This is a genomic window from Izhakiella australiensis (genome assembly GCF_002006995.1).
In the GTDB taxonomy this organism is placed as follows: domain Bacteria; phylum Pseudomonadota; class Gammaproteobacteria; order Enterobacterales; family Enterobacteriaceae; genus Izhakiella; species Izhakiella australiensis.
The window spans coordinates 209,041-221,222 of the sequence record NZ_MRUL01000002.1 but is presented as its reverse complement, the minus strand read 5'-3'; the positions used below and the strand labels follow the sequence as shown (position 1 = coordinate 221,222).

Annotated in this window: 12 protein-coding genes; 9 read left to right on the top strand and 3 right to left on the bottom strand. The window is 52.5% G+C overall.

Features of this window, described 5'->3' with window-relative positions:
* Positions 1 to 471: 471 nt before the first annotated feature.
* The 3 genes from BTJ39_RS04355 to acnA all read left to right on the top strand — a co-directional run bounded on the left by BTJ39_RS04355 (position 472) and on the right by acnA (position 3,828).
* Complete coding sequence (locus BTJ39_RS04355; RefSeq protein ID WP_078001453.1) at positions 472 to 630, top strand: YmiA family putative membrane protein; 159 nt, start codon at positions 472 to 474, stop codon at positions 628 to 630.
* Positions 631 to 634: 4 nt separating this feature from the next.
* The gene (locus BTJ39_RS24775) at positions 635 to 802 is read left to right on the top strand and encodes a hypothetical protein (protein WP_176110224.1); all 168 of its coding nucleotides are present in this window, start codon (positions 635 to 637) and stop codon (positions 800 to 802) included.
* Positions 803 to 1,149: 347 nt separating this feature from the next.
* Positions 1,150 to 3,828, top strand: coding sequence for an aconitate hydratase AcnA (acnA, locus tag BTJ39_RS04350; RefSeq protein ID WP_078001452.1), 2,679 nt, complete (start codon positions 1,150 to 1,152; stop codon positions 3,826 to 3,828).
* 56 nt (positions 3,829 to 3,884) lie between these two features.
* On the opposite strand, the gene ribA is transcribed toward acnA, so the two are convergent.
* Entirely contained in the window at positions 3,885 to 4,472 is a 588-nt protein-coding gene (ribA, locus tag BTJ39_RS04345; RefSeq protein WP_078001451.1) for a GTP cyclohydrolase II, read from the bottom strand.
* Positions 4,473 to 4,703: 231 nt separating this feature from the next.
* On the opposite strand from ribA, the gene pgpB reads away from it, so the two are divergent.
* From pgpB to yciH, 5 genes are all read left to right on the top strand, one after another.
* Positions 4,704 to 5,468, top strand: a complete 765-nt coding sequence (gene pgpB / locus BTJ39_RS04340) for a phosphatidylglycerophosphatase B (RefSeq protein WP_078001450.1) — start codon at positions 4,704 to 4,706, stop codon at positions 5,466 to 5,468.
* A 122-nt stretch (positions 5,469 to 5,590) separates the two neighbouring features.
* On the top strand, positions 5,591 to 5,896 hold the full coding sequence (locus tag BTJ39_RS04335; protein WP_078001449.1) for a LapA family protein: 306 nt from the start codon (positions 5,591 to 5,593) through the stop codon (positions 5,894 to 5,896).
* A 6-nt stretch (positions 5,897 to 5,902) separates the two neighbouring features.
* Entirely contained in the window at positions 5,903 to 7,072 is a 1,170-nt protein-coding gene (gene lapB / locus BTJ39_RS04330) for a lipopolysaccharide assembly protein LapB (protein WP_078001448.1), read from the top strand.
* Between the two features lie 274 nt (positions 7,073 to 7,346).
* Entirely contained in the window at positions 7,347 to 8,060 is a 714-nt protein-coding gene (gene pyrF / locus BTJ39_RS04325) for an orotidine-5'-phosphate decarboxylase (protein ID WP_078001447.1), read from the top strand.
* Positions 8,061 to 8,387, top strand: a complete 327-nt coding sequence (yciH, locus tag BTJ39_RS04320; RefSeq protein ID WP_078001446.1) for a stress response translation initiation inhibitor YciH — start codon at positions 8,061 to 8,063, stop codon at positions 8,385 to 8,387.
* A 95-nt stretch (positions 8,388 to 8,482) separates the two neighbouring features.
* Here the strand turns inward: yciH and osmB are convergent, their stop codons facing one another.
* Positions 8,483 to 8,704 (bottom strand): osmotically-inducible lipoprotein OsmB, encoded by a 222-nt coding sequence (gene osmB, locus BTJ39_RS04315; protein ID WP_176110222.1) that lies wholly within the window; start codon positions 8,702 to 8,704, stop codon positions 8,483 to 8,485.
* Positions 8,705 to 9,185: 481 nt separating this feature from the next.
* Here osmB and BTJ39_RS04310 point away from each other — a divergent pair, with 481 nt between their 5' ends.
* Positions 9,186 to 10,055 (top strand): crotonase/enoyl-CoA hydratase family protein, encoded by an 870-nt coding sequence (locus BTJ39_RS04310; protein ID WP_078001444.1) that lies wholly within the window; start codon positions 9,186 to 9,188, stop codon positions 10,053 to 10,055.
* Between the two features lie 17 nt (positions 10,056 to 10,072).
* Here BTJ39_RS04310 and pdeR read toward each other — a convergent pair whose 3' ends face one another.
* Positions 10,073 to 12,049, bottom strand: a complete 1,977-nt coding sequence (gene pdeR, locus BTJ39_RS04305) for a cyclic di-GMP phosphodiesterase (protein WP_078001443.1) — start codon at positions 12,047 to 12,049, stop codon at positions 10,073 to 10,075.
* Positions 12,050 to 12,182 lie beyond the last annotated feature (133 nt).

Sequence of the window (12,182 nt, the reverse complement as noted above, 5' to 3'; positions counted from 1 at the left end):
GACTATGTCGAACGATCCGATCAAGTATGTATCTGTCTGGTAATAAAATCTTTATTGAGTTGTCATTTATTTTATGTAAATGACAACCCCATCACAGCTTTTTCGATTGTCATTTTCTAAATGAGATTCAAAGCACAATTTCATCGTTGCCGCTTTGCAGTTGCCCAGGAATATTCTCATACTTTAGTTAAACGCAAGGGAATAAGCCTTTCAGGTTAGGCTTTGTTTAATTTCTCTGTGTTTTACTGTGGTCCTGTTTTGCTATGAAATTAACAAAACATCAGGTGAAAGGGGATTCAGGCATCCGTGCTGATGGACAAGTTAGCGGCTATTTATCACGGCAATGATTAATACTGTTAATCGTGCTGCGCAACAAAAATAGCTGGATCTCCTGAGAGGAAATGTTTAGGATTCATCCTAATTTCTGATTGGTTCAAACAATCGTTCAACTGAGAGTGATTATCAAAAACTATGGCTACTAGATTATCAGTACAACCCGAATTCGGGCATAAAACCGTTAAGGTTGAGCGTACCAGCGATCTGAAACGCAAGGCCTGGTTAGCGATTTTCGCAGGTTCAGCGCTGTTCTGGGCGGTTGTAGCTCTGCTGGTTTGGCAGATCTGGAGCTAATCAGATGCATTTTCAAAGTCGCCCGCACAGTGCGCAACAGTTAAACAAGCTGAGTGAAAAGGCTTGCAAAGTAAAGGCTGAACAGCCAGTGACGATTCCTGAATCATGGCGTTTGAGCGATCAGCAGCGCAGCTTTATTGATGCAATGATCGATAAAAAGGTTAGTCGTTAACAGTCAGGCACTGCCTGACAACAGTATCCTGCGGGAAGTCAGATTCAGAAGTGAGGTGATGTATGAATAAAACCTTAATGATTTGGTCAAGTACCTGGATGTTTTCCGCGCTGGTATGGGGCGCGGTGTGCTGGACTGGCATGATGATGCGCTAAACGCTCGCTAATTTATAAATTCGATAAAACGCCCCGCAGGCGATGTTTGCGGGGCGTTTTGCATTTATTGACGTTGACGCTTGTCAAATAGTGTTGTTATCAAGACGTTAAACTCCAGCTGTACTATCTTTAAGTCTGACCCTGCATTTGTTCGGGTTATACCAAGCGATGTCAGAATTATAAGGAGGAGCAATGTCGACATTAGGGGATTTGAGCAAAGATACGCTCGAGGTAGCGGGTCAGCGCTACCATTTTTACAGCCTGCCACGCGCTCAGCAACAGCTGGGTGATATAGCGAAATTACCAAAATCTTTAAAAGTGCTACTCGAAAACTTACTGCGCTGGCAGGACGGCGATTCCGTTAGCGAAGAGGACATTATCGCGCTGGCTGAGTGGCAAAAAAATGCCCACGCCGACCGTGAGATAGCCTATCGTCCGGCCCGCGTCCTGATGCAGGATTTTACCGGGGTACCGGCCGTGGTCGATCTGGCCGCGATGCGTGAAGCCGTCAAGCGACTGGGCGGCGATGTCGCAAAAGTTAATCCGCTTTCGCCTGTCGATCTGGTTATCGACCACTCCGTCACCGTTGATGAGTTTGGTAACGATAACGCATTTGAAGAAAACGTACGCCTTGAAATGGAGCGTAACCACGAACGCTACGTATTCCTGCGCTGGGGGCAGAAAGCTTTTAACCGCTTCCGCGTGGTGCCGCCGGGCACCGGTATCTGTCATCAGGTCAACCTGGAGTATCTGGGTAAATCTATCTGGCATGAGACGCTTAACGGCGAGGAAATCGCCTATCCGGATACGCTGGTTGGTACCGACTCCCATACCACGATGATTAACGCCCTCGGCGTGCTGGGCTGGGGCGTCGGCGGAATTGAGGCTGAGGCGGCAATGCTGGGGCAGCCGGTATCGATGCTGATTCCCGACGTCGTTGGCTTTAAGCTGAGCGGCAAACTTCGTCCCGGCATCACGGCAACCGACCTGGTGCTGACCGTTACCCAGATGCTGCGTAAACATGGCGTGGTGGGTAAATTCGTTGAGTTTTACGGTGATGGTCTTGACGATCTGCCATTAGCGGATCGCGCGACGATTGCCAACATGGCGCCGGAATATGGCGCAACCTGCGGCTTTTTCCCGGTCGATCAGGTCACGCTGGACTATATGCGTTTGACCGGACGCAGCGACCAGCAGGTTGCGCTGGTGGAAGCCTATGCGAAACAGCAGGGGATGTGGCGCAATAAAGGTGATGAGCCCATTTTTACCAGTTCGCTTTCGCTGGATATGAATGACGTTGAAGCCAGCCTGGCCGGGCCAAAACGCCCGCAGGACCGGGTCTCTTTGCACAAGGTGCCGGAAGCATTCAATGCCAGCAACGAGCTGGAGGTTAATCACGCGCAAAAACAGCATAAAACCGTCAGCTACCAGGATGCCATAACGCGCCAGCATGAACAGCTTAACGACGGCGCCGTGGTCATTGCCGCGATAACTTCCTGTACTAACACCTCCAACCCTAGCGTGTTGATGGCGGCGGGATTACTGGCGAAAAAAGCTGTAGAGCTGGGTTTAACGCGTAAGCCGTGGGTAAAAGCCTCGCTGGCACCCGGTTCTAAGGTGGTTTCCGATTATCTTGCTCATGCCCGCCTGACGCCGTATCTCGATAAACTTGGTTTTAATCTGGTGGGCTATGGCTGCACCACCTGTATCGGCAACTCCGGCCCGCTGCCGGATGCCATTGAGGCGGCGATTAAAGAGGGCGATTTGACCGTGGGCGCAGTGCTTTCCGGTAACCGCAACTTTGAAGGGCGCATTCATCCGCTGGTAAAAACTAACTGGCTGGCGTCTCCGCCGCTGGTGGTCGCCTATGCGCTTGCCGGCAGCATGAAGCTTAATCTTCAGGAACAGCCGCTTGGCGAGGATAAAACCGGTAAGCCGGTGTATCTCAAAGATATCTGGCCAACGCCTGAAGAGATCGGCGCGGCGGTGCAGCAGGTCTCTACCGAAATGTTTAACAAAGAGTACGCAGAGGTGTTTGAAGGGACGCCAGAGTGGCAGAAAATCAGCGTCAGCGAGGCAGCAACCTACGACTGGGATGAAGGCTCTACTTATATCCGCCTGTCGCCGTTCTTTGACGATATGGGCAAAACGCCGAAGCCAGTAGAAGATATTCACGGCGCCAGGGTGCTGGCGATGCTGGGCGATTCGGTAACCACCGACCATATTTCTCCTGCGGGTAGCATTAAAGCTGACAGTCCGGCAGGGCGCTACTTGCAAGAGCGCGGCGTTGAGCGGCAGGATTTTAACTCTTATGGCTCACGACGCGGCAACCATGAGGTTATGATGCGTGGCACCTTCGCTAATATACGCATTCGTAACGAAATGGTGCCGGGGGTTGAGGGCGGGATTACCCGTCACATTCCTTCTGGCGAGCAACTGGCGATTTATGATGCCGCCATGCGCTATATGGCGGAAGGTACGCCGCTGGCGATCATTGCCGGTAAAGAATACGGTTCCGGATCAAGCCGTGACTGGGCCGCCAAGGGGCCACGTTTACAGGGCGTCAGAGTGGTTATCGCCGAATCGTTTGAACGTATTCACCGTTCTAACCTGATTGGTATGGGTATCCTGCCGCTGGAGTTTCCGCAGGGGGAAAGCCGTCACAGCCTGAAGCTCAATGGTGAAGAGGTGATTGATATCGCCGATCTTGCCAGTCTTAAACCGGGCTGTACGGTGAAGGTGACCATGACCCGCGCTGACGGCAGTAAGCTAGAGCTTGATACGCGCTGTCGAATTGATACCGGCAATGAGCTGACCTACTATCAAAATGATGGCATTCTCCATTACGTTATCCGTAATATGCTTAACTGATGAAATAAAAAAAGCCTGGCACGCCAGGCTTTTCTTTTCACTTTCAGGTGGAAAACCTATTTAAGCAGGTGGCCCATCTTGACAGCTTTGGTATCGAGATAGTGCGCATTCTTAGGATTACGGCCAACGATGAGCGGTACGCGCTCCACAATGTTTATCCCCGCTTCGCTGAGGATCTCTACTTTTCGTGGATTATTGGTCAGCAGCCGGACTTCATGAACGCCGAGCAGCTTAAACATGTCAGCACACAGGGTAAAGTCACGCTCGTCGGCGGCAAAGCCCAGCTGATGGTTAGCTTCCACCGTGTCAAAGCCTTTATCCTGCAAGGCATAGGCGCGAATTTTGTTCAGCAGGCCGATATTACGCCCCTCCTGACGGTGGTAAAGCAGAATGCCGCGTCCCTCTTCAGCGATCTGCGCCAGCGCGGCTTCCAGCTGAAATCCGCAATCACAGCGCAGGCTGAACAGCGCATCACCGGTCAGGCATTCTGAATGAACGCGCGCCAGCACCGGATTATTGTCGCTGACATCGCCGTATACCAACGCCACATGATCGTGACCCGTTGCCAGTTCTTCAAAACCCACCATGAGGAAATTCCCCCAGGGGGTGGGCAGTTTGGCTTCTGCCACCCGTTTAAGCTGCATCTTTTTCTCCGGATACTCATGGTCACGCGGTTAGATTGCCAGCGTGCTGTCAGCATAATAACGAAGTCAATTTGGCGTGTATTCTGCCACATCCCGGCGGCTAAAGGGTAACCCTAAGAGCTATAAACGTTGTTTGGCGTTGATAGCGCGTTTTTTATTGATAGGTTATTATTTTTGCTACTATTTTATATCAATAACCTCTTTTTTACTCCGTTGTTACAGGAAAGCAGAATGGGTGATATTGTCAAGCGTACCAGCGTAGGGGCGCTGCTATTGATTATAATGCCGCTGGCGGTCTGGGCCTCAGGCTGGCGCTGGGCGCCGGGAGGCAACGGCAGCATCCAGTACGCATTGTACTGGCTCACTGAAAGCGTTACCCGTCCCTGGGGCATTTTAACCAGCGCCTTGCTGTGCTGCTGGTTCCTCTGGTGCCTGCGCTTTCGCCTCAAACCCGCGTTAATATTACTGGCGATTATGGTTGCGGCGATTAGCGGCGGTCAGTACAGCAACACGTCGATCAAAGCGCTGGTGAAAGAGCCGCGACCTTATGTGGTCTGGCTGGAGCAGGCTTACCAGGTTAAAAACGTGGCTTTTTACGCTCAAACGCGGGACCTGCGAAGCGCCCAGGTGAGGCAATTGATTGAGCACGATAATCGTATTCCCGACTGGCTGAAACGACATTGGGCTTTCGAAACCGGCTATGCGTTTCCCTCAGGCCATTCGATGTTCTCCGCGAGCTGGGCATTGCTGAGCGTCGGTCTGCTCTGGCCGCGCCGCCATTATAAAACCATTGCGCTGCTGATGATGTGGGCAACCGGCGTCATGACCAGCCGGCTGGTTCTGGGAATGCACTGGCCGCGCGATCTGGCAGCGGCGGTGCTGGTGAGCTGGCTATTGGTTATTGTTGCCACCTGGTGCGCACAGCGCTGGAGCGGCCCACTGACGGTGCCGCCGCGTGAACAGCGTGAAATCACGCAGCGCGAGAACGAGGAATAGCATTGTTTTTAGGCAATCAGCCCCCATAACTGTTTGAAGTTTAGTGCGCGCGTAGGATTACAAGCACCATCCCGTTTTTTTTGGCATAATTCATCTGCTTAACCTCAATAACAGGACAAACCGTGAAATTTTTACTTCTCTTTTTACTGGTTTTGGTGATTTTTATTATCTCAATCACGCTTGGAGCGCATAACGATCGGGTTGTGACTTTTAACTTCCTGCTGGCCCAGGGCGAGTTTCGTATCTCAACCCTGCTGGCAAGCCTGTTTGGCGTAGGCTTTTTACTCGGCTGGGCAATCTGCGGCTTATTCTGGCTGCGGGTGCGGATGCAACTGGCTAACAGTCAGCGCAAGCTTAAACGTCTTCAGCAACAAATTCAGAACGACACGACGGCAGCCGCCGCTTCGGCACCGACGGTCAAGGAATAACGTTATATGTATGAACTGCTGTTTCTGTTATTGCCCGTTGCCGCTGCCTATGGCTGGTATATGGGGCGCAGGAGTGCGCAGCAGGATAAGCAGCAGGAAGCAAACCGCCTCTCGCGTGATTACGTCGCGGGGGTAAACTTCCTGCTTTCCAACCAGCAGGATAAAGCGGTCGATCTGTTTCTCGACATGTTAAAAGAGGACAGCGGTACTGTTGAAGCGCATCTGACTTTAGGCAATCTGTTTCGCTCGCGCGGCGAGGTCGATCGTGCGATCCGTATCCACCAGTCACTAATGGAAAGCGCCTCACTCTCCTACGAACAGCGTTTACTGGCAATTCAACAGCTGGGCCGTGATTTCATGGTCGCTGGGTTTTACGATCGCGCGGAGGGCATGTTCAGCCAGCTGACCGATGAAGAAGATTTTCGCGTGAGCGCGTTGCAGCAACTGCTGATTATCCATCAGGCCGTCAGCGACTGGCCGAAGGCTATCGAGGTCGCTGAAAAGCTGGTAAAGCAAGGCAAAGAGAGTCAGCGTCTGGAAATCGCGCATTTTTATTGTGAACTGGCGTTGCAAGCCCTCGGCAGCGATGATCTTGAGCGGGCAATCAGCCTGCTGAAAAAAGGGGAGGCGGCCGATCGCGATAGCGCACGCATCTCTATTATGATGGGCCGAATTCATATCGCAAAAGAAGAGTACAGCCGCGCCATTGACCGTTTGCAGCGGGTGCTGGAACAGGATAAAGAGCTGGTCAGCGAAACGCTGGAGATGCTGGAAAATTGCTATATCCAGCTCGATCAGCAGGATGCATGGGTCGATTATCTGCGGCGCTGCGTTGAAGAGAACACCGGCGCGTCGGCTGAGCTGTATCTGGCTGATATTCTGGAGCGCCAGCAGGGCACAGAGGCTGCGCAAACGTATATTAACCGGCAGATGCAGCGCCATCCGACGATGCGTGGCTTTTACCGCCTGATGGACTTTCATCTGCAGGAAGCCGAGGACGGCCGCGCCAAAGAAAGCCTGCAGGTGCTGCAAGGCATGGTTGGCGAACAGATCCGCACTAAACCGCGCTATCGCTGCCACAAGTGCGGCTTTACCGCTCACGCTTTATACTGGCACTGTCCTTCGTGCCGCGCCTGGTCCTCCGTCAAGCCGATTCGCGGGCTGGACGGGCAGTAAGTCGCTGCCGGCCGGAGCCAGGCTTCACGCTACCTTACCTTCATCGATGCGTTATTTTTAAGCGGGGACAATTCACCGGGAAGGTTTTCAGACCTTACTTTAGTTACAACATACTAAAGACTAGCGCTATTACTGTTGCAGGGACTACTGCGCTGAATTCGTTTAGCAGCCAGTTTTGGCGTAAATTAGCTGAAAGGATGATTTTTTTATCCAGCCCGGTAGAATGCTTGCGATTTAATGTTCGCACCCCGAGTGCAGTATAAGAGGCCAGACCATGCAATCTCCTGTCATTCAGTCACCGGTAGTGGTGGCCCTCGATTACGCTGATCGCAACCGCGCGCTGGCTTTTGTTGATAAAATCGATCCGCAAAGCTGCCGACTGAAGGTCGGCAAAGAGATGTTCACCTTATTCGGGCCGCAGTTTGTCACACAGCTTCAGCAGCGCGGTTTTGAGATATTTTTAGACCTCAAATTTCATGACATTCCCAATACCGTCGCCCATGCGGTTGCCGCCGCGGCCGAACTTGGCGTCTGGATGGTGAACGTGCATGCCAGCGGCGGGGCGCGAATGATGAATGCCGCTCGCGAAGCGCTGTTGTCTTATGGTGCTGATGCCCCCATGCTGATTGCCGTTACCGTTCTGACCAGCATGGACGCTGAGGATTTAGCCGGGCTGGGAATTAATTTGACGCCTGCGGAGTATGCCTCCCAGCTGGCGACCTTAGCCCGGGACAGTGGTCTGGACGGCGTTGTTTGCTCGGCGCAAGAAGCTGCCAGCTTCAGACAGCAGTTTTCTGCTGATTTCAAACTGGTGACGCCGGGTATTCGTCCGACAGGCAGTGATATTGGCGATCAGCGGCGCGTTATGACGCCGCAGCAGGCAACGCAGGCGGGTGTTGATTACATGGTAATAGGTCGTCCCATCACGCAGTCAGCCGACCCTGCTGCGACCTTGCATACTATCCTGACATCCTTACAGGAGGCATAAATGCGCGACAATAACAGCCGTCTGGTCTACTCCACTGAAAGCGGGCGCATTGAAGAAGAAAAGGTCAAACCGGCGCGCGCCAGGGGAGATGGCATCGTGCGCATCCATCGTCAGACCAGCGGACGTAAGGGCAAGGGCGTGAGTTTGATCAGCGGCATCGATCTTGACGACGCGGCTTTGCAGCAGCTTGCCGGCGAATTAAAGAAAAAGTGCGGCTGCGGCGGTGCGGTTAAAGATGGCGTGATTGAAATTCAGGGCGACAAGCGCGAATTATTAAAATCGCTGTTGGAAAGTAAAGGAATGCAGGTAAAGCTGGCTGGCGGTTGACGCTGTCTTAAAGGCCGCAGGTTTAAAACGTCGAATTGCCGATATTTTAAATCTGCGGCCTTGTTATCGATGTCAGCGCTGGACTTTCGCTGATATTACTTACTCACCTGATGGCCGATAATGCCACCCACCGCCGCTCCGCCCAGCGTTCCCACTCCGCTGCCATTGGTCAGAACGTGGCCACCTACTGCGCCAACCCCGGCACCAATCGCGGTATTTCTATCGCGTTTTGACCAGTGTGAACAACCTGCCAGAGAAACTGCCAGCGTGGTCGCCAGCGCAACGGCCGTAAGGCGCTTAGTCATTGTATTCATCATCTCTCTCCTTTGAAACAGCTGCAGTGTTGCCTGAGTATTTATTATGCGCAATCTGCGTAACATGTTGGTTTACCGTTAAAACGGTGGAATTCCCTGTCTGGCGACCGCGGTCGCTCAATCACAGCGTGATGCGTCTGCCTGGCCAGAGGATTAAAAGAAACCGGGCTAATTATCACCTTGCGTAGCATTAACCTTAGCAAAGTTTAGCGAATGCTGGTTACTTTCACAGGTAAATAGTCTGAAAGCAAAGTGGGCGGATTTGGAAAGAAATTCTTTATAATCAGCGCTCAGTGAATTTTTTTACGGCTGCAATATCAAGGTCATAAATAAAGTTTTTCTTAATTATAACGATGTTTTCCACTGCGGAAATTAAACGTGCTCCATATATTTTTGCAATGGAAATCAACCACCCGTTTAGTGAGTCGGCAGTCTGGATTAGTCTGGCAATGCGAATGACGCATTAATAATTGAGGATACGACTATGACAGTAATTAATCAGACCACCTGCCGACTGTTTACCGAAGCTGGCGATAACACGCAACTTTCTGCTTACTATGAGGAGGAGCGCCACACGATGTGGATGCTGTTGCGTTCTCAGCCCCGGCCGAATTTTAATCATGCGCTAATCGAGGAAATTATGAACCTCAGTTACGCGGCTCAGCGTTCAGGGCTCAGGATTGATTTCTGGGTCACCGGCTCGCTGGTACCCTCGATGTTCAACGTTGGCGGAGATTTACGCTTTTTTGTCGAGTCAATTAAATCTGGCCGTCGTGAAGCGCTGCGCGCCTATGCGCGTGCCTGCGTTGATTGCGTTCATGCTGCCGCGCGCGGCTTTGATACCGGTGCGGTGACGCTGGCAATGGTTGAAGGAAGCGCGCTGGGGGGCGGATTTGAGGCGGCGCTGGCCCATCACTTTATCCTGGCGCAGAATACCGCGCGCATGGGCTTTCCGGAAATTGCGTTTAACCTGTTTCCCGGTATGGGCGGCTACTCGCTGGTTGCCCGACGCGCGGGTATGAGGCTGGCGGAAGAGCTGATTTGTGAAGGGGAGGCCCATACCGGGGAATGGTTCGAAACCCGCGGGCTGGTCGATAAACTTTTCCAGCCAGGGGAGGGGTATCGCGCCACTCGTACCTTCATCGATACGCTGTCGCCCAAGCTTAACGGTGTTAAGGCAATGCTGCGCGCCCGTCAGCGCGTTTTGCAGCTAAGTCGCTCAGAGCTGATGGACATTACGGAAGACTGGGTCGATTCAGCATTCACTATCGACGCTAAAGATCTTGCTTACATGGAGCGGCTGGTATTATTGCAAAATCGCCATAGCGCACAGATATTGCGTAAAGCTGGCTAACGCAGTAATCCCCGTCGTTATTTACGTTGCTTAAGCCAGTGTTCCAATGCTTCTGCGGACATTGGCTTTGCATGTAGAAAACCCTGCCGAATATTCACCCCGTTAGCAATAACAAACTTATCTTCTTCAACGGTTTCAATACCCTCGGCGATCACGCACAGATCCAACGCGCTGGCGACGGCCACGATAGCGCGCACCAGCGACTGCGAAACAGGCTGGAGATTGACCCCTCTGACAAAGCTTTGGTCCAGCTTAATGGCGTTAATCGGGAAACGCGTGAGTTGAGAAAGCGAGGAATAGCCGGTGCCGAAATCATCCAGATGAATTTGCGCGCCCAGCTGGCGAAATAGCTGCATTACAGCCAGCGCCTGCTCTTCATTTTCGATCAGGCAGCTCTCGGTCAGCTCAATATCCAGCGGGCAGCCGGTCAGCTGTGCATCTTCAAGCGCTTTTTTCAACTCATTGTATAAGCTATGGTCTATCAGCTGTCGTGGCGACACGTTAACGGCGATTCGCAGATTAATTCCCTTACGGCGCCATTCAGCAATCTGCGCCAGCACGCTAAGTAGCACCCAGCGACCAAGCGGCACAATCACTCCCGATTCCTCTGCGTAGGGAATAAAGCTGGCGGGCGGAACCAGCCCACGTTCAGGCGAGTTCCAGCGCACCAGTGCCTCAGCACTGTCGACATGGCCGTTGGTATCGATTTTGGGCTGATAGTGGATAACCAGCTGCTGGTGTTCCAGCGCCTTGCGCAGGTTAGTGTCGAGCCAGATATATTCGAACACCCGCTGATTCATCTCGGCGCTGAACAGGCAGAATTTGCCGCGACCGTTCTCTTTTGCCGTATACATGGCGGTGTCTGCATTGCGGATCAGGCTTTCTCTGTCCTCGCCATGCTGTGGACTGATGGCAATGCCTATTGAGCAGCCGGAATAAACCTCAATCAGACCAATGCGGAACGGCTGCTTTAACCGTTCCAGAATACGTTCAGCAATGCCGATTAGCGCCGTTTTACTGGTATCTTCCACCAGGATCAAAAACTCATCACCGCCAAGTCGCGCCAGCGCCTGTTCTTTTTCCAGGCAGCTTTGTATCGCCTGAGAAACGGCCTGCAGCAATCGGTCGCCGAACATATGGCCGTAGGCATCATTGACCTTTTTAAAGTTATCCAGGTCAAGATAGATCAGGCCGACTTCGCTATCGCCGCGTTGTTCAAGCGCTTCAGTAATCTCTTGCGTAATGGCGTTGCGGTTGGGCAGCCCGGTGATGGTATCGGTATTCGCCAGTACCCGCAGGCGCTCCTGCGCGCGGCGTTCTTCGGTAATATCGGTTCCGGAGCAGATCAGGAATACTTCGTTGCGACCGCTGCCGCTGTGAACAAATTTATTACGAAACAGGAACAGCCGCTGCCCGCGTTTGGTTTTGATCCAGCGTTCAACTTCATAGGACTCGCCGTTACGGAAAAAGCCGGTGATATTGCGGCGCGATGCGGCAGCTTCCTGCTTGGTCATGAACAGCTGAAATACGTTACGGCCGATAACCTCCTGTTCCCTCAGACCGGTGTACTCTTCGCTGAGACGGTTAAAGCGTTGAATATTACCGCGTCGATCAACGATCACAATAACGGAGTTTGCTTCAGAAACCACCTGCTCGGCGAACGACAAACCGTGGATTAAATCGCGCGCAACGGCTGAGCTGTCTCCCCAGGCGGAGGCGGTTCCCGCCCATTCGTTCTGATTGATTTTTCGGCCAACCAGATGCAAGTGCAGTTCTTCACCCTGGATGCGCAGGCTTATGTTTACGCTGGAGGTAATTACCGTCATGGTGCGAATAAGGCTGGCCTGCGGCGCGGTTAGCGCAACCGCAAGGCTAGTCTGCGACTTTTCGTCCTCGGCAAATCGCAGGGCATCGCTGTCAGAAGTCAGACGCCAATGGGGGCAGGTCGTGCCAAAACAGGTGTATAGCAACGTTTGACCCAACTCATCGGTCATTTTTAACTCCTCAGGCCGTGGCAATGTGCAGGCATATCTCTTTATTTTAGCAACAGTATTCGGCTATCTGTACCGTTACAAGATACTGGGTGAATATATTTTTTATTATCAAGCAGGCCCGATGAGTGGAAAA